Source organism: Moritella sp. JT01, assembly GCF_001574435.1.
Taxonomy (GTDB): domain Bacteria; phylum Pseudomonadota; class Gammaproteobacteria; order Enterobacterales; family Moritellaceae; genus Moritella.
Genome location: NZ_LOCN01000008.1, coordinates 24,619 through 42,420, shown reverse-complemented (window position 1 = coordinate 42,420; position 17,802 = coordinate 24,619). Strand labels below are relative to the sequence as shown.

Annotated in this window: 15 protein-coding genes; 6 read left to right on the top strand and 9 right to left on the bottom strand. The window is 40.2% G+C overall.

Annotated elements, in window-relative coordinates; all coding sequences use genetic code 11:
• Nucleotides 1–2: 2 nt before the first annotated feature.
• Nucleotides 3–1,853 (bottom strand): beta-ketoacyl synthase, encoded by a 1,851-nt coding sequence (locus AKG98_RS10250; protein WP_067045290.1) that lies wholly within the window; start codon nucleotides 1,851–1,853, stop codon nucleotides 3–5.
• Nucleotides 1,854–2,044: 191 nt separating this feature from the next.
• Between AKG98_RS10250 and AKG98_RS10245 the strand changes: the two genes are divergently transcribed.
• Both AKG98_RS10245 and AKG98_RS10240 read left to right on the top strand, forming a co-directional pair.
• Entirely contained in the window at nucleotides 2,045–3,022 is a 978-nt protein-coding gene (locus AKG98_RS10245) for a GlxA family transcriptional regulator (protein WP_067045287.1), read from the top strand.
• A gap of 64 nt (nucleotides 3,023–3,086) precedes the next feature.
• A complete protein-coding gene (locus tag AKG98_RS10240; protein ID WP_067045284.1) occupies nucleotides 3,087–3,281 on the top strand; it encodes a (2Fe-2S)-binding protein in 195 nt (64 codons plus the stop codon).
• A gap of 24 nt (nucleotides 3,282–3,305) precedes the next feature.
• Here the strand turns inward: AKG98_RS10240 and bfr (AKG98_RS10235) are convergent, their stop codons facing one another.
• The 3 genes from bfr (AKG98_RS10235) to AKG98_RS10225 all read right to left on the bottom strand — a co-directional run bounded on the left by bfr (AKG98_RS10235) (nucleotide 3,306) and on the right by AKG98_RS10225 (nucleotide 4,623).
• Nucleotides 3,306–3,770: a bacterioferritin gene (gene bfr, locus AKG98_RS10235; RefSeq protein WP_067045281.1), complete on the bottom strand. Its 465-nt coding sequence runs from the start codon at nucleotides 3,768–3,770 to the stop codon at nucleotides 3,306–3,308.
• Between the two features lie 47 nt (nucleotides 3,771–3,817).
• Nucleotides 3,818–4,291, bottom strand: coding sequence for a bacterioferritin (gene bfr / locus AKG98_RS10230; RefSeq protein ID WP_067045277.1), 474 nt, complete (start codon nucleotides 4,289–4,291; stop codon nucleotides 3,818–3,820).
• Nucleotides 4,292–4,410: 119 nt separating this feature from the next.
• On the bottom strand, nucleotides 4,411–4,623 hold the full coding sequence (locus AKG98_RS10225; protein ID WP_067045274.1) for a hypothetical protein: 213 nt from the start codon (nucleotides 4,621–4,623) through the stop codon (nucleotides 4,411–4,413).
• A gap of 154 nt (nucleotides 4,624–4,777) precedes the next feature.
• On the opposite strand from AKG98_RS10225, the gene tusA reads away from it, so the two are divergent.
• The 3 genes from tusA (at nucleotide 4,778) to glyS (ending at nucleotide 8,222) form a co-directional block, all read left to right on the top strand.
• Nucleotides 4,778–5,026, top strand: a complete 249-nt coding sequence (gene tusA / locus AKG98_RS10220) for a sulfurtransferase TusA (RefSeq protein WP_067045271.1) — start codon at nucleotides 4,778–4,780, stop codon at nucleotides 5,024–5,026.
• Between the two features lie 203 nt (nucleotides 5,027–5,229).
• Complete coding sequence (glyQ, locus tag AKG98_RS10215) at nucleotides 5,230–6,141, top strand: glycine--tRNA ligase subunit alpha (protein WP_067045324.1); 912 nt, start codon at nucleotides 5,230–5,232, stop codon at nucleotides 6,139–6,141.
• An 8-nt stretch (nucleotides 6,142–6,149) separates the two neighbouring features.
• Entirely contained in the window at nucleotides 6,150–8,222 is a 2,073-nt protein-coding gene (gene glyS / locus AKG98_RS10210) for a glycine--tRNA ligase subunit beta (protein WP_067045268.1), read from the top strand.
• Between the two features lie 148 nt (nucleotides 8,223–8,370).
• On the opposite strand, the gene AKG98_RS10205 is transcribed toward glyS, so the two are convergent.
• Both AKG98_RS10205 and AKG98_RS10200 read right to left on the bottom strand, forming a co-directional pair.
• Nucleotides 8,371–9,780, bottom strand: a complete 1,410-nt coding sequence (locus AKG98_RS10205; RefSeq protein ID WP_067045265.1) for a hypothetical protein — start codon at nucleotides 9,778–9,780, stop codon at nucleotides 8,371–8,373.
• 5 nt (nucleotides 9,781–9,785) lie between these two features.
• Complete coding sequence (locus AKG98_RS10200; RefSeq protein WP_067045262.1) at nucleotides 9,786–11,405, bottom strand: AAA family ATPase; 1,620 nt, start codon at nucleotides 11,403–11,405, stop codon at nucleotides 9,786–9,788.
• Nucleotides 11,406–11,748: 343 nt separating this feature from the next.
• Between AKG98_RS10200 and AKG98_RS10195 the strand changes: the two genes are divergently transcribed.
• A complete protein-coding gene (locus AKG98_RS10195; protein ID WP_067045259.1) occupies nucleotides 11,749–13,026 on the top strand; it encodes a valine--pyruvate transaminase in 1,278 nt (425 codons plus the stop codon).
• A gap of 123 nt (nucleotides 13,027–13,149) precedes the next feature.
• Here the strand turns inward: AKG98_RS10195 and gyrB are convergent, their stop codons facing one another.
• From gyrB to dnaN, 3 genes are read right to left on the bottom strand one after another with little or no spacing between them, the layout of a single operon-like run.
• Nucleotides 13,150–15,567 carry a DNA topoisomerase (ATP-hydrolyzing) subunit B gene (gene gyrB, locus AKG98_RS10190; protein WP_067045256.1) on the bottom strand — a complete coding sequence of 806 codons (2,418 nt, stop codon included), beginning with the start codon at nucleotides 15,565–15,567 and terminating at the stop codon, nucleotides 13,150–13,152.
• Between the two features lie 22 nt (nucleotides 15,568–15,589).
• Nucleotides 15,590–16,675, bottom strand: a complete 1,086-nt coding sequence (recF, locus tag AKG98_RS10185) for a DNA replication/repair protein RecF (RefSeq protein WP_067045253.1) — start codon at nucleotides 16,673–16,675, stop codon at nucleotides 15,590–15,592.
• Nucleotides 16,676–16,681: 6 nt separating this feature from the next.
• Entirely contained in the window at nucleotides 16,682–17,782 is a 1,101-nt protein-coding gene (gene dnaN / locus AKG98_RS10180; protein ID WP_067045250.1) for a DNA polymerase III subunit beta, read from the bottom strand.
• Nucleotides 17,783–17,802 lie beyond the last annotated feature (20 nt).

Sequence of the window (17,802 nt, the reverse complement as noted above, 5' to 3'; positions counted from 1 at the left end):
TATTAGCTATAATCGTGGTACGGATTAATTTGAGCTAACTTGATGGCGTTTACAAAGCCTTGTAAACGCACTTCTTCAGTCGTGATATTCACACCGCTTTCGTCAATCACCGCATTGCCAAATTCATAACGGATATTTTCATCGCCAAAACAAGCCTTGTTATCATTCGTTTTAGCCGTTTTTTGGATCTTATTATTTTTTTCATGGTAAGCGCTTACTACCGACTTACCGTATTTAGCTTCGAGCATGGTTAATGTTTGCTGAGGTGATAACACCAAACCACTGGCATTATTACCACCAAAGCCTTTAGCATTTAAGATCACCGCTTTCATTTCTTGACCTTTATCACCAACAAACTTGTGGTCAGTTAAGATATTCAAGTTGGTCTGATGTACGTCATCGGCAATATGATCAATGGTTTTAATCCCTGGGATCCAGCCGTGCTGCCAAACACCGAGTGAGGCGACTAATTGATCACCTGCAGCAGCGCCCATAGAATGACCGACATAAGATTTAATTGCCGTCACAGGCCAATTTTTAATATTAAAACTGGTCGCGACTTCACTCAAAATATGGCTTTCAGTCACGCGGTTTTGTGGTGTTCCGGTACCATGCGCCTGTACAAAAGTATGTTGTAAACCTGCTTCGCCTAAAATTGCTTTCGCTAATGCGGTGGCTTTTGCGACGGTCACATAGTTACCAATGCCCGGCGCTGAAATTGATTTTTTATTAGCATCGGCATTAATAAATACATCGGCAACAGAGCCATAAATAGACACACCCAGCTCTAATGCAAGTTCATCATCCATCAACACCACAAATTGCGCTGACTCTGCCATCGTAAACCCTGCATTCGATGAGAATGGACGACAGGCGCGGCGATTATCAACCGTATCACTGTTATCCAATGCTTTTAACTGATCATCTTCAGCCAAGGCCCCCATCACGCGGAACCCCTCCATGACTCCAGTTTCAACAGGTGCTTCAGCGTTTCCCACGATAGCGACTTTTGACTTGCCAGACTGAATATCTAACATCCCCTGACGCAAGTTATATAAGAAACTCGCACAAGCGCCCATGTTGGTGCCGGTAGTACCAGCACTGTTGATCACATAACTATTAATGAAATCAGCAGGCATTTCGGCTAACGCCATTGCCATCATTTTAGAGCTGACACGACCGCCTTTAAAATAGGCAGAAAGCATGCCGCCAAATGAATTTTCGTCTACTTGCCCTAATGCACTACCAGCATAAACAGATACTTCATCAGGGTTAATTAAGTTAAGTATGCTATCCCAATCAATGCCCAAAGAATTTAGCGCATCGGATGCACCATATACTGTGAGTTTCAAACCACGAGGGTGCGAACGTGAATTGTATAATTTATCTAAGTCAAAGCCCGTAGGAATATTACCGGCACTTGATACTGGATAAGTAATGGTGTCATGAACTAACGCCTCGAATTCACCCTCAACAACAACTTCAACGGTTTTATTATCCACGTCGGTAAGTGACCAATTCGCTGGAATCGTCTGTGGTAATTTAGATTTTTTCAATTGAAATGTAATTGGCGCTGCACCTGGCGCTAATTTAGCTTTACGCTGAAAAGGTACGGCTTCAGGAACAAATGTAGTGGTACGGCGCACTAACGTACCCGCTTTAATCTGGGCAATAATGTCAGCATTAATATCGTTAGTATCTAATCCCATACGCTGCGCGAGGTCTTGCCAAGTACTGGCCATGACATCTTCTTTCAGGACATCACACACTAAACGCTTATAACTGTGGAAACCAGAACTACGTCCGGCTGCATTAATTCCACCTAAACCAACAATTAACGGTAACTTTGCCATTTTATTACATCTCAATTCGAATCTCAGCTATTGCTAGATAGTCTAGCAAGTTATACTAACAATACACTTTCAACTGTGCCAATAACCATGATGGTTATGCCAATGTAGATTTTAAGCCTATAAAATCAAGGTACAGAACCATAAACAAATAGATATACTAAGTTTAGAACGCAACAGAATGGGAGCTTGATATGAAAATTGGATTTGTACTTTATGATAAAGCATTAGTCACTGGGATCTCCTTAGCCGCAGAAATGCTATCCGGCGCCTCTCGCTTACGCGACCGAAAAACCCAGCATCAAGATCCGTTAGAAATAAAATTAATTTCGACCAGTTTAGAGGCTAAATCACTCACCGCAGGGTTACGTTTACAACCCGATCTAACTTTTTCCTGCGAGCAAGAATTTGATCTTGTTATCTTTCCGCCTATGTGGGGAAACCCTTTAGTATCAATTATTAAACAGAAAGAAATCATTCCGTGGTTACATCGACAATATAACCAAGGCGCGAAAATACTATCGACTGGTACCGGAGTTTGCTGGTTAGCAGAAGCTGGATTACTTGATGGCCTACCCGCAACAACACACTGGTATTTTTACGATCAATTTAGCCAACAATACCCACAAGTCAAACTCAATCGTCAAGCCTCTATCACTGCCGCAAACGGTTTATATTGTGCAGGCAGTATTAACTCGCAATCAGAAATGATGTTGTTTTTAATTAATGAAATGTTTGGTAAGAAAATAGCGAGCGTCATTGAAAATCATTTCTCCCATGAAATATCACGTACTCAGCAGCAACCTTTCTACCAAATTGGCGGCCAAGTACAATTTGATGAATCGATAGCCTTCGCACAAGATTGGATGCAGCGTAATATGGCTAACGTCATTACTAATCAAATAGTTGCCGATGTTTGTCAATTACCACTACGCACTTTCAATCGCCGCTTCAAAGAACAAGTGGGACAAACCCCAAATCAGTTCCTGTTAACCCTGAGACTAGAAACTGCACAAGTGCTATTACGCGACTTTGGCCTAACTATGTGTGATGTCGCCGAACAAGTCGGTTTTCGTGACGCTTATTATTTCAAAAAAAAATTCCAGCAACACTTTGATATGGCTCCAAAACAATATCGAGACATGGTGAAAGCCAAGGTTTTTGTCGTTTAGCGGCTTGATAATCATTCTCATTCATATTAACATCGACATAAATTCAAGCCCAGAGTGGTTATTTATGTACGTATGTATTTGTCGCGGTATTACCGATAAACAGCTAATTAAGAGCATTGATGAAGGTGTGACAACAATGAAAGAATTAAGCACTGAGCTTGGTATCGGTAGTCAGTGTGGCAAGTGTTGCCAATGTGCGAAAAAGATCTTAAATCAGACCTTAATCAAACAAGCGCAACAACATCCACAGGTTGCTTAATCACACAGATAAAACCATTCACAATTACATCTGTGACTGTAAATAGTTATCTAAACCAGCGTGACGGATCAAATACTCCTGGCTTTCAATCCAATCGATTTGTTCTTCTACTTCTTCCAGTATGTCAGCGGCGAGATCTCGACTAATGTAATCTTGGCTCTTTTCACATTCCGCAATTAAGGTTTGTAATACCACCCGAATACTCAGTTCTAGTTCCATATTAAGGTGCAACATTTCTGGCGCATCCTCACCAATTGCCAGACGTCCTAAGTCTTGTAAGTTAGGTAACCCTTGTAAAAATAAAATCCTATTTATAAATTTATCCGCTTGTTTCATTTTTAAAATAGATTGCTTATAGTCTGCCTTATCTAGATGTTCCAATCCCCAATTTCGATACATACGGGCATGCAAAAAATACTGATTAATCGCCACTAATTTACACGCTAACGCTTTATTTAACAGAGTCAATATATGGTTGTCGCCTTGCATAAATAGTTCCTTAATAATGATTTAACTGTAACTGACTTAACGCTTGCTTAGCTCTCGATATGGGATTGAATATAGTTTTCTACACTAATTTTATGGATCAGACCTAACTGCTGCTCTAACCAATAAACATGATCTTCTTCTGTATCTGCCAACAAGGGTAAGAGTACTTCACGTGTTTGATAATCTCCTTCAGCTTCACATAACTTAATGCTGGCTTTAAGCGCTGTAACGACTTCCATTTCTAATACTAAATCGTTTGCTAACATGCTCGGGACATCATTTCCGATCAGTAGATCTCGGCGGTCTTTTAAATTCGGTATGCCTTCCAGAAATAAGATACGTTTTATAAGCGCGTCGGCGTGGGTGATCTCTTCTTGCATTTCATGATTAATTTGGTGATAGAGTTTTTCTAAACCCCAGTCTTGATACATACGGGAATGAGTAAAATACTGATCAATGGCAGCCAATTCATTGTGCAATAAACCATTTAAACTCGCGAGTACCTTAGTGTTGCCTTTCATAACTAACTCCAATAAACAGATAGTAGAATTAAGCTTAGATAACAATTTAAGTTTTACAATTTCAAGAACAGAAATTGCAGGCAAGATAACAAAACAGAGGGTATATGCCCTCTGTTTTGTTATTTATTTTCGTCGTCGTGTTTGGTTTTTTCCGCTTTATCTTCTTCAACAAAATAATCACTTAATTCCACCCAAACTGCGATCCCAACAATACTCAGCACCCCTAGCCAAGTACCTGTATCAGCAATAGGCACTTCCATAAGCATGATTAATAAAGCAAAAAAAGCGATTGAAGAATATACTTTTAGTCTGCCACTGGCTTGTAGTAACATACACACTCCTTGTTGATGGTTACTTAACGGCGCAAAACGAATATTGCGCGATCATTAACAATTTAACAACATAATGGTGATTTACCAATATATAATTACAATCACTCATTAATATTAGTCTATTTACGTATATTGACCACATAGAGAAAGCCTGATGAACTCATTATTTTCCGATCCAGAACATGAACTAGATGCCCTCGGTTTACGCTGTCCAGAACCTGTAATGATGGTAAGAAAAACAGTGAGGAAACTAGAGGATGGTCAAACGTTATTAATACTTGCAGACGACCCCGCGACAGTGCGAGATATCCCCAGTTTTTGTCAGTTTATGGATCACACCTTAGTGGCGAGTCAGACGGATCATTTACCGTATCAATACTTGATTAAAAAAGGTGTAAATTAGCCACTCGATATACGCGAATATCAACAAGGTATATTCGCGTCTCCCCTATACCCTGCCAACTTTCTGCCGAAGACTTGCTTACCTAGCTAAAATACCTGAAAAAACCACACTAACAATGCGAAATATTGTAATTTATCCTATATTCATATCTGCGCAGCAGGTATACTTTAATGATTATTTCTTTGCTTTATTGTGCAGATATCATGTCAAAATATAATGTTAAAACCTTTCAAGGGCTGATCCTAGCACTGCAGGATTACTGGGCTCGCCAAGGTTGTGCGATTGTACAACCATTCGATATGGAAGTAGGTGCCGGCACCTCTCACCCAATGACGTTTTTACGTTCATTAGGTCCAGAGCCAATGGCATTTGCTTATGTTCAACCATCACGTCGTCCTACCGATGGCCGTTATGGTGAAAATCCGAACCGTTTACAACACTACTATCAGTTCCAAGTAGTGCTAAAACCATCGCCAGCTAATATCCAAGAATTATACTTGGACTCACTGAAAGAAGTTGGTCTTGATCCATTAGTTCATGACATCCGCTTCGTTGAAGATAACTGGGAAAATCCAACATTGGGTGCCTGGGGTCTAGGTTGGGAAATCTGGCTAAATGGTATGGAAGTATCGCAATTTACTTATTTCCAAGCAGTTGGCGGTATCGAGTGTAAACCAGTTACTGGTGAAATGACTTATGGTCTTGAACGTCTTGCGATGTATATCCAAGAAGTAGACAGCGTCTATGACCTAGTATGGACAGACGGTCCACTGGGCACCGTTAAATACGGTGACATTTTCCACCAAAATGAAGTTGAGCAGTCTACTTACAACTTCGAGCATGCAAATGTTGATTTCCTATTTACTCTCTTTGATGAAAGTGAAAAAGAAGCGCAAAAGCTGCTAGATTTAGAAGTGCCGCTACCGCTACCAGCATACGAACGTATTCTTGATGCAGGCCACGCATTTAATATGCTAGATGCACGTCATGCAATCTCTGTGACTGAGCGTCAACGCTATATTTTACGTATCCGAACCCTTTCTAAAGGTGTTGCTGAAGCGTATTACGCATCTCGTGAAGCGCTAGGCTTCCCGCTATGTAAAAAAGACAAATAGGAAGTAGCATGGCAACTGAAAATTTATTAATCGAGATTGGTACTGAAGAGTTACCACCAAAATCGTTACGCACATTAGCAGAAGCATTTGCAGCAAACTTCCAAGCTGAGCTAGAAAAAGCGGGTTTAGAATTTGCTGACATTAGTTGGATGGCAGCACCTCGTCGTTTAGCGTTAACAGTAACAGCACTTGCAGACTCTCAAGCTGACAAAGTAATTGAAAAACGCGGTCCTGCGGTTTCTGTTGCATTTGATGCCGACGGTAATGCAACGAAAGCGGCTCAAGGTTGGGCTCGTGGTAATGGTATTACTGTTGAGCAAGCAGGTCGAATTAAAACAGACAAAGGCGAATGGCTACTTCATAAATCAGAAGTAAAAGGCCAACCAACACAAGCGCTTGTCGCTGACATGGTTGCGACGTCTTTGGCTAAGCTGCCTGTTAGCAAGCCGATGCGTTGGGGTTCTAGCCCAATTCAATTCATTCGTCCAGTACATACAATTACGATGTTATTTGGTGCTGAAGCCCTTGAAGGCGAAATCTTAGGTATTAAAGCGGCACGTACTATTCGTGGTCACCGTTTCCTAGGTAAAGGTGATTTCGAATTACCACACGCTGACAATTATGTAGATTTGCTTGAAGATCACGGCATGGTAATGGTTGATTACGAACGTCGTAAAGATGTAATTCGTAAGCAAGTTATCGCAGCTGCAAGCGAACACGGTGGTGTTGCTGAAATCGACGAAGACCTACTTGAAGAAGTAACGTCTCTAGTCGAATGGCCAGTAACATTAGTCGGTAACTTTGAAGAACGCTACCTAGACGTACCAGCGGAAGCCCTCATCTACACGATGAAGGACAACCAAAAGTATTTCCCAATGCTAAGTCAAGACGGTGAACTTTTACCTAAATTTATCTTTGTTTCAAACATCATCAGTAAAGATGTTAGACAAGTAATTGAAGGTAACGAAAAAGTTGTACGCCCTCGCCTAGCAGATGCTGAATTCTTCTTTAACACAGATAAGAAACGCTCATTAGAAAGTCGTCTTGCTGATCTAGAAACTGTTTTATTCCAAAAACAACTAGGTACGTTAAAAGAAAAATCACAACGTATTGCTGATTTAGCTGCTGCTATTGCAGGTAAAATATCAGCAAATACAGAACATGCACAACGCGCAGGTCTATTAGCTAAAGCTGACTTAATGTCAGACATGGTTGTAGAATTCCCTGACGTACAAGGCGTGATGGGCATGCACTATGCACGTAACGACGGTGAAGCAGAAGAAGTAGCTGTTGCACTTAACGAGCAATATATGCCGCGTTATGCTGGTGACCGTCTACCTGAATCGCTTGTTGCTTGTTCAGTCGCACTTGCTGACAAACTAGATACACTCGTTGGTATCTTCGGTATTGGTCAAATCCCTAAAGGTGATAAAGACCCGTTTGCACTTCGTCGTGCTGCGATTGGTACATTGCGTATCATTATCGAAAAAGACTTACCGCTAGATCTTGTTGATTTAGTTGATACCGCTAAAGCACTATTTGGTGACAAACTATCGAACAAAAATGTATCCACTGATGTGGTTGCATTTATACTTGGTCGTTTCCCTGCATGGTACAGAGATGCTGGTATCAGTGTAGATGTAATTCAAGCAGTACTAGCGCGTCGCCCAACTAAACCTGCTGATTTTGATAAGCGTGTTAAAGCAGTGAATCACTTCCGTGGTTTAGATGCTTCTGCAACATTAGCAGCAGCGAACAAACGTGTTGGTAATATCTTAGCTAAATTTGAAGGTGAACTAAATACGGTAGTTGATGTATCTCTTCTGCAAGAAGATGCAGAAAAAGCATTAGCAGCTGCTGTTGAAGCTAAAGTTGAATTACTAACGCCATTATTCGCGGCCGGTGATTACCAACAAGCATTAACAGAATTATCCGAACTACGTGATGTTGTAGATACATTCTTCGACAACGTAATGGTAATGGCTGATGATGAAGCGCTTAAAATTAACCGCTTAACATTACTAAATACACTGCGTAACCAATTCTTAAATGTAGCTGATATTTCTGTATTACAGAAATAAACCTTAATTAGAATTTGTGATAGCAATAAAAAAAGCCAGCATCTATGATGCTGGCTTTTTTATTACCTCGATGACAAGGTCAAAATAAAGACTGTAACAGGTAACAAAACCCCAAATAATATCGAACATGTTCCACGTGGAACATCGGCTATTTTACTTTCTTCAACCGCCCTGTTAAACCCGCTGAATAACGCCAAACGTGATCAAATATTTTCATTAACTCAGGATTACCTTGCGGTGATAATGAAATAGCATGATAACGATTCTTCTTTGCTTTAATTGCACGTACTTTATCTGCCAAATGCGTTGGTAACTTCTGTGCTATAAAATCAGAAATAACTACAGTATCCGCATTTTTATATTGTGCCGAACTCATCAATTCAAGTGACTTTTCGATTACAGGTTTCAGGTCTGTACCACCACGAAAGCTTGATGACAAAAAAGTTAGCATCGTCGATAAGCTGGTACTTTGCGTTACAGGAAAGGTGATCACTTCATTAGAAAACATCATCAAGTAACATTGACGTCGTTGCTCAAATGCAACCTGCAACAAAGCATAACAAATCGATTTGGCAGTCAGTTCGGGAAAACCCTGCATTGATGTTGAGCTGTCAACACAGATAATAAAAGGCCCGCCGGTTTGCTCATCAGCATCGGTAATGTCACGATACTGGGTTACTTTTTTATACTGTTGCAGTGCACCTTGATACTGATAAGTTAGTAAGTGGCGCTCTACATAGCGTTTGTAAAAGATGATCTCTAACTCAGGAAACGTTAAATTAACAGCTTCGCTTTGCAACATCCGCGAAATTTCATCACTGTAAGTAACGCCTTGCATATCATCTGGAACATTATCTTGATAGCTATTATCCAATACCCAAGTCTCATAACTATGCTGCGTTTCTTCCGGATTAATATGCGCAAGCGCCATGCGTCCAAGCTCAGAGGCCATTTGTTTAACTTCTTTGTTCTTACGTAAATTGACCGCATAACGTTGCAGTAATTTGGTATCCAAATGGGTCAACTTACCCTTAGCCAGATCCCATAAACGTTCACCATTACACAACAAATCACGGTCTAGCACGTTTTCTAATTGTTCAATAGTTTCTTCACGCTCGGCTAACTCTATCAATAACTGTTCCCGTTTTTCTTCAATTAAACGACTTTGCTCTTGATACATCATTAATTCAATTACTTGCTGCCAGCTATCTAAAAAAACAGCAAAGAATACATCATCCTGCATGCTTCTATTTTGCTGATAGATAGTTAATCCCGTTTGATAAAATGATGAGTCGGCTTTTATCTTATTCAAAATACCTTCAACTTTATTTCTAAAGTTACTCGGACTCAATAATCTTGCCGTCTCGCACAAATGGATCTCATTGCTCAAACCAGCAGGTAGTGGCGTATCCGCTAATAAGCTCGTAACCTGCTGCTTCCAATCATTAATATAAGCCAGTTTAATATCACTGGTTACCCGATTATTGGCGGTAACATCTAACAAGGCATCATCAACTAATTGTCGAATAGCGGGGTTTTGATTATAAGACTTAGCCATAGCAATTAACCTTGTTCGAACAAACGTGCAATGGCATTCAAACGATCTAATAGCGATGCTTTATGCTGTACTAAATTATTTAACTCTAACGATAATGAACCAAGACTGGTCGCGACATCATCCATAAAATCATCACTGACGAAAATATTATGGTTCGTTAAGCTAAACTCGCGCTGACTTTTCTTCAATTTATCCGCGATAACCGTAATCTCATTATCAATATCCGCTAAAGGTTGTAACCAGTTTTCATCAATATTCAGCGCAACATCCGAAACTATAACGGCAACCGGAATACTCTTATTGGCAAAGTTGTGAACTTGTAAATGCTGATTCGCATCCACAGAAAAGTTTAACCACACATCGTTACGGTGATCATTCACATAGCCTTTTACTAAGCAAGAACCTGTTCTTATCTGTTTTTGGAAATCATCCAAACCAACGTGTACCCATTTTGCTGTTTCTTGTGAGCCCTGTTCTAATACATCGTACTCACCCAATAATGCAATTTTACATAAACCCGGAATACCATTTAGACTCGATTTACGCACAAATTGACGCTCTAACTTATAGCGTAATTTGGTTAATAGCACGTCAGAGGTCAACCGTGTTGCAAAGCGATCAATGAATTCAGCATCAAGTTTAATCAATCTATTTTTGATACTCGCTAACGCAGAATTCACTTCATCTTGGTCACAGAAACGCTTACTGGCAAATTGGTGGGTGGCTTCGATAATCACATCACGCGATTTCAGGTCATGCCAAATACAATCTTTAAGAATAAATAAATCGGTTTCTGTTACTTCATCACGACCATTAAAATAAGCACTGGCTTGCAACAGACGCATTGATTTTTTCCAACGACGATCAGAGACATAAACGGGTTCTACAATCATCTCGCCACTGGTATTACGTTGCTCTAAAAATAATTTAAGCTCGTAAATTATCTCAAAACAATGCTCACTGAGACGTACTTGATTAATCTCGTTTTGCCAAAGTTCGAACTCATCATTACTCACTTTTAAGATCTTATCGTTTACTTGGCGTATTGGTTTCTGAATTAACATGGCTTTGAAATTACGCTTATCTTGAATAGGCTCTAAATATAGACGTAGTAACATACGATCATACAAGGCTTCTAAGCCTGAATCAGCACTCGGTAATTCATTTGATGCCGAGACAATAACCCGCATCGGTACTTTTTGATGTTCAATACCATTATGGAAGGTACGCTCATTAATTACGGTTAATAAGGTATTTAAGATCGCAGGCCCTGCTTTCCAAATCTCATCGAGAAACACCACTTCAGCTTCTGGCAAGTAACCTTTAGTTAAACGTACATATTTACCTTCATCCTTCAGCGCCTTAATTGATAATGGGCCAAAGATCTCTTCAGGTGTGGAAAATCGCGTCATTAAATATTCGAAGTAACTTTCATCTTCAAAGATTTCAATCATACGTTTCGCAATCAAACTTTTAGCAATACCTGGCGGCCCTAATAAAAACACACTTTCACCACTTAAGGCGGCTAATAAACATAATCTTATGGCATCTCGGCGTTCATAAATACCATAAGAAAGATGATCTATTAGTGTTTCAATACGTTCTGATAACAAATTTCTTTGCATAGGAATAAGCTCTTCCTGCCTCTTTAAAGGCTATTATTGTAATCTTGGAGTTCAACCTTACCTTATCTGTCGCGGACAATAAATACATAATGAGTAGAGTATTTTTTTTATTATTACAGCTTTGTTATTCAGTACTTTTGGCTATAAGCACACGGAACTAACAGCCTTTTTAAATGATGTTCCACGTGGAACATTGTCAAGTCGATACCATTAAAACCCTTTTGTTTCACGTGAAACATTACCAGTAAGAAAAGTAAATTTGCCTCTCTCGTACTATCGACAACCGCGTCAAGTTCAGCTATGTTGGTTGTTTACCCTTTAAATAATTACAAGAAGTGCTGATATGGAATTCTCATTGTTTGGTCAAAGATTTACTCAATTCTCAGGGATCACGCAGCTAATGCATGATCTAAATGAAGGTATTCGCAGCGGTGATGATGTCATCATGCTCGGTGGTGGTAACCCTGCTCAGATCCCTGAGATGCTGGAGCGCTTTAACAGTGAAGCACAACAATTATTAAGCAATGGCGATCTGGTTGCAGCCATGTCCAACTACGATGGTCCACAAGGAAAGAACAGTTTCACCACTGCACTTGCTACATTATTAAATAAAACTTACGGCTGGGAATTAACCGATAAAAACATCGCCCTAACTAATGGCAGCCAAAATGCCTTCTTCTACCTATTCAACTTATTCGCAGGTGACTTTGCTGGTAACAAGAAAAAAAAGGTATTGTTTCCATTAGCACCAGAATACATAGGTTATACCGACACAGCACTTAGCGATGACTTCTTTGAGACGGTGAAACCTAAGATTGAATTACTCGATGGTGGTTTATTTAAATATCATGTTGATTTTGACAACCTTCATATTACCGATGATATTGGTTTAATCTGCGTATCGCGTCCAACCAATCCAACCGGGAATGTATTAACCGATGAAGAAATGCAACGTCTTGATGCACTGGCCAAACAACATAACATCCCCCTACTGATCGATAATGCCTACGGCACACCTTTTCCAAATATCATTTTTGAACCCGTAGAACCGATTTATAACGACAATACCATCTTATGTATGAGTCTATCAAAACTTGGTTTACCCGGAACCCGTTGTGGTATCGTGATAGGTAATGAAGAAGTCATCTCCGCAATCTCGAACTTAAGCGGTATTATTAACTTAGCACCGGGTAGCTTAGGGCCAATGCTGGCACAAAACCTTGTTGAGTCTGGTGATATCATTAGCTTAAGTGAAGACGTGATTAAACCTTATTATTATGCCAAAGCACAGCAAGCAGTTACTTGGTTACAAGATAGTATTACCGATGAACGCTTTCGCATTCATAAACCGGAAGGTGCAATCTTCTTGTGGTTATGGTTCAAAGACCTTCCGATCAGCAGCCAAGAACTGTATGAGCGTTTAAAAACACGTGGCGTACTCATCGTATCGGGTCATCACTTCTTCCCTGGTCTCGATGAAGAATGGCGTCATACCGATGAATGTATCCGTATGAACTATTCGCAACCAGATGATGCAGTACAACGTGGGATCAAAATTATTGCCGAAGAAGTACAAAAAGCTTACGCTGAAATGGTAGTAATAAGTACAGCTACCGCTTAACCTTATAGAATAAGTTTGCAGTAAACGGTTGCAGTTGTACTTATCTGAATTATTAAATAAAAAATCAACAGATACAAAAAAGGAGCCACTCGGCTCCTTTTTAATACATTTAATATAGCGGGATTAGAAATCTAAGTTAGCTACTTTTAATGCGTTTTCTTCGATAAATTCACGACGCGGTTCAACATGATCACCCATTAAGGTTGAGAACAATTGATCGGCTGCAACAGCATCTTCAATACGCACTTGTAACATACGACGCGTTTCAGGATCCATGGTTGTTTCCCATAACTGACTAGGATTCATTTCACCTAGACCTTTATAGCGTTGGATATAACTACCACGTTTCGATTCAGCCATTAACCAGTTTAGTGCTTCAACAAAGTTGGTTACTTCACGACTCTTTTCACCACGTTTAATATAAGCGCCTTCTTCAAGTAAATTCGCAATACCTAAACCAGTAAGCATCGCGTATTCTTTTGACTTAAAGAAGCCAGGAGTGAAGTCATAGTTCGTATCTAAACCATGTTGACGGATAGACAGCACTGGATAGAATAACTGACTTTCTTCATCTTGTGCAATACGTGCAGAGTACAAGGTACCCGACATTTCTTTCGCGGTTAACGTGGCAACGAGTTCTTCAGCCCATGCCGTCGTTAGCGCTTCATCTGTCAGCATCTCAGCGGTTAACGGTGATTGATAAATCATTTCGTTAGTGAACACTTTTGGTAAACTACGATTTAATTTCGCCATTAATGTTTCAATCTTACGGTAACCATTAACTAAATCTTCTAATGCTGCACCTTGAATAGCAGGCGCATCTGAATTAACAAACAAGCCAGCACCATCTAACGCGATAGTAGTAAGGTATTGAGTTAGGTCTGCATCATCTTTGAGGTAACGTTCTTGTTTACCTTTCTTCATTTTATATAGCGGTGGCTGTGCGATATAGATATAACCACGCTCAATAAGTTCCGGCATTTGACGGAAGAAGAAAGTCAACAATAAGGTACGGATGTGTGAACCATCGACGTCGGCATCTGTCATGATAATGATTTGATGGTAACGGGTTTTATCCGGGTTATATTCATCACGGCCAATACCACAACCCATCGCTGTGATTAAGGTAGCGACTTCTTGTGATGATAACATTTTATCAAAACGCGCTTTTTCTACGTTTAAGATCTTACCTTTTAACGGTAGAATTGCTTGGTTTTTACGATTACGTCCCTGCTTAGCGGAACCGCCAGCAGAGTCACCTTCCACGATATACAGTTCAGAAAGTGCCGGATCTTTTTCCTGACAATCAGCCAATTTACCAGGTAGACCAGCTAAATCTAACGCACCTTTACGACGTGTCATATCACGAGCTTTACGTGCTGCTTCACGCGCGCGTGATGCATCAATAATTTTCATTACTACTGTTGATGCTTCTTTTGGATTTTCTAGCAAGTATTCCGCTAACTTCTCACCCATCGTTTGCTCTACTGCAGATTTAACTTCTGAAGAAACAAGTTTATCTTTAGTCTGTGAAGAGAACTTAGGATCAGGTACTTTAACTGAAATAACCGCAGTCAGACCTTCACGGGCATCATCACCCGTAGCTGTCGAAGACTTGGCTTTTTTCAGGAAGCCTTCTTTCTCCATGTAATTATTCAGGGTACGCGTTAAAGCACCACGGAAACCAGCAAGGTGAGTACCACCATCGCGTTGCGGGATATTATTGGTAAAGCAATAGATACCTTCCTGGAAACCATCGTTCCACTGCATCGCAACTTCAACCGTAATGCCATCTTCACGTTCAACAGAGAAGTGAAATGCTTCTTTATTAATAGGTGTTTTGTTCACATTTAAGTAATCAATAAATGCCTTGATACCACCTTCGTAAACGAAATGATCTTGTTTACCGTCTTCACGTTCATCAATTAGCTTGATTGATACGCCCGAATTTAAGAAAGATAACTCACGTAAACGTTTGGCTAAAATATCATAATGGAATAATGTATTGGTGAAGGTCTCATGACTAGGCCAAAAACGTAATTTAGTACCCGTGCCCTCGATAATACCCGTCGCAGCCATTGGCGCCTCTGGTACACCGTGACGATATATTTGGTTATGGATCTTACCGTGACGGTAGATCGTCAGTTCCAGTTTTTCTGATAAGGCATTTACAACAGAAACACCAACACCGTGTAAACCACCTGAAACTTTATAAGAATTGTCATCAAATTTACCACCGGCATGCAGTACCGTTAAAATAACTTCGGCAGCAGAGACACCTTCTTCTTCATGAATATCAACCGGAATACCACGACCGTCATCACTAACAGATACAGAACCATCGTCATGTATTGTCACTACAATATCGGTACAATGACCCGCTAATGCTTCATCGATCGAGTTATCAACAACCTCAAATACCATGTGATGTAAACCGGAACCATCATCAGTATCGCCAATATACATACCAGGGCGCTTACGCACCGCGTCCAAGCCTTTCAGTACTTTAATACTTGAAGAGTCGTAATTATTTTCAGACATAGTTAGCTCTCGCGCCTTTATATTAAAATTCAATTAATTTGCCATGTTCCACGTGAAACATTTTACAGCCCTCTATAAGAAGTGCTGTTACCTGACTTTTCTCAATAGCCGTAACAAATACTTGAGCCTTACTCTCAATCAGATACTGCGCCAGCAACTTCCGTTTACTGTCATCAAGTTCTGAGGAAAAGTCATCGATTAAAAAAGTGCATCGCTTGTTGCTATGCTGACTTAAAAAAAGTCCCTGACTTAATCGCATTGCGCACACGGCCAATTTAAGTTGGCCTCTCGATAAAATATCGTGTGCCGGTACTCCGTTCGCTCTAATTCGGATATCCGCTTTTTGCGGACCTAAGCTAGTGTAACCTAGCTGTTGATCGCGCATAAAATTTTGTTTTAATAATTCAGCTAACTCAATATCACTATCCCACCCTTGGTGGTAGCGAATATCAAATTCATATTCGGGTAAGAAGTCTGCCAAGGCAGATTTAATTATCGGATTAAGCTGTTCAAGATAACGTCTACGCATCTGCGCAATAATAGTTCCTTGAACTGCAAACTCCTTATCCCAATATGCTAGCTCAGCATAACGCTTGCCCGATTTTAAAATAGCATTACGCTGTTTTAATAATCGCGTCAACTTTGCCCATGTAGCAAAAAATGAAGGTTCCATGTGGAACACCCCCCAATCAACAAATTGTCGACGTAATTTAGGGCCACTTGAAAGTAAGGTAAAACTCTCAGGATGAATTAATTGTAATGGTAATATGCCGGGTAATTCTGCTAACCGTTCTGCTTTTTGTCCGGCAATTTTTAATTCTGTATCACTGTTTTTTGATTTCTTTAACCCGATAGTCGTAATCTGTTCATCGTTTAATCGCTGCTGACATTGCGAAAATAAAATGAAATCCTTCTCACCGTGTTTCACAACGCGACTGGTTAAGTGAGTGCGAAAAGAACGCCCTAACCCCAAGTAATGAATCGCTTCCAGTACACTTGATTTACCACTGCCATTCTCACCCAGAATAATATTAACACCCACACCCGGTTGCATAGATACATGTTTAATATTTCTAAAATCGGTGATATTTAGCTTAACCAGTCCCATCTAAACTTATAACCGCATTGGCATAACAACATACAATGCTTGATCAGATTGTTCATCTTCAATCAAGGCACTACTGTTAGCATCTAATAATGAAATTTTAACTTTGTCACATTTAAGCGTGTTTAAAACGTCTAATACATAACTTACGTTGAAGCTAATCTCTAACTCATCGTAGCCAAACTCAACATCAAGTAACTCTTCCGCTTCTTCTTGCTCTGGGTTATTGGCCGTGATCTTAAGTAGACCTTGGTTCATATTCAGACGCACACCACGGAATTTTTCATTCGATAAAATGGCGGCACGCGAGAAGGCTTGTTTCAATTCCTCACGACCCGATATTAACATCTTATCGGCATTCTTTGGTAATACCCTACGGTAATCAGGAAAACGACCATCAACCAATTTACAAGTAAAAACAAAACCGCCGGTGATCGCACGAATGTTATTGCTCCCTAATTGAATCTTAACCATGTCTTCTTCGCTGTCTAACAAGCGCACTAATTCAAGTACACCTTTACGCGGTACGATCACTTGCTGCTGCGCGAGATTAGCATCATGCTGACAACTTGCCACAGCTAAGCGGTGGCCATCGGTTGCGACGGTTCGTAGCACATTGCCTTCAGTTTCAAATAACATACCGTTAAGATAATAACGTACATCCTGACTTGCCATTGAGAACTGGGTATTATCAATCAATCGACGTAATGAACCTTGCAGCAGTTCAAATTCAATATCGTTATCCCAATCTTCAATATTTGGAAATTCTGTTGCTGGTAACGTTGATAAAGAAAAACGGCTACGTCCTGATTTCACCACAATACGATCATTCGCATAATTAACTTGAATTTGTGCACCATCAGGTAACCCTCGACATATATCGAGAAATTTTTTCGCCGGCACGGTAGTACGGCCTTCACTGTACTCACCTTCAAGACTAACTTGACCAATTAACTCGACTTCCAGATCAGTACCCGTTAACGATAATTTACCATCTTTGGCGTCAAGTAATACATTACCTAAGATCGGTAAAGTTGGACGGTTACCCAAGGCACCCGATACCAACTGTAGCGGTCGTAATAATGCTTCGCGATTAATTGTAAACTGCATTTAATATAACCTTTTTTACG

Excerpts from the sequence above, each read along its gene's own strand:
- recF (WP_067045253.1), bottom strand. The coding sequence starts at position 16,675 with ATGGGACTGGTTAAGCTAAATATCACCGATTTTAGAAATATTAAACAT.
- AKG98_RS10200 (WP_067045262.1), bottom strand. The coding sequence starts at position 11,405 with ATGCAAAGAAATTTGTTATCAGAACGTATTGAAACACTAATAGATCAT.
- glyQ (WP_067045324.1), top strand. The coding sequence starts at position 5,230 with ATGTCAAAATATAATGTTAAAACCTTTCAAGGGCTGATCCTAGCACTG.
- AKG98_RS10250 (WP_067045290.1), bottom strand. The coding sequence starts at position 1,853 with ATGGCAAAGTTACCGTTAATTGTTGGTTTAGGTGGAATTAATGCAGCC.
- bfr (WP_067045277.1), bottom strand. The coding sequence starts at position 4,291 with ATGAAAGGCAACACTAAGGTACTCGCGAGTTTAAATGGTTTATTGCAC.
- AKG98_RS10240 (WP_067045284.1), top strand. The coding sequence starts at position 3,087 with ATGTACGTATGTATTTGTCGCGGTATTACCGATAAACAGCTAATTAAG.
- AKG98_RS10205 (WP_067045265.1), bottom strand. The coding sequence starts at position 9,780 with ATGGCTAAGTCTTATAATCAAAACCCCGCTATTCGACAATTAGTTGAT.
- bfr (WP_067045281.1), bottom strand. The coding sequence starts at position 3,770 with ATGCAAGGCGACAACCATATATTGACTCTGTTAAATAAAGCGTTAGCG.
- glyS (WP_067045268.1), top strand. The coding sequence starts at position 6,150 with ATGGCAACTGAAAATTTATTAATCGAGATTGGTACTGAAGAGTTACCA.
- tusA (WP_067045271.1), top strand. The coding sequence starts at position 4,778 with ATGAACTCATTATTTTCCGATCCAGAACATGAACTAGATGCCCTCGGT.
- AKG98_RS10195 (WP_067045259.1), top strand. The coding sequence starts at position 11,749 with ATGGAATTCTCATTGTTTGGTCAAAGATTTACTCAATTCTCAGGGATC.
- AKG98_RS10225 (WP_067045274.1), bottom strand. The coding sequence starts at position 4,623 with ATGTTACTACAAGCCAGTGGCAGACTAAAAGTATATTCTTCAATCGCT.
- gyrB (WP_067045256.1), bottom strand. The coding sequence starts at position 15,567 with ATGTCTGAAAATAATTACGACTCTTCAAGTATTAAAGTACTGAAAGGC.
- dnaN (WP_067045250.1), bottom strand. The coding sequence starts at position 17,782 with ATGCAGTTTACAATTAATCGCGAAGCATTATTACGACCGCTACAGTTG.
- AKG98_RS10245 (WP_067045287.1), top strand. The coding sequence starts at position 2,045 with ATGAAAATTGGATTTGTACTTTATGATAAAGCATTAGTCACTGGGATC.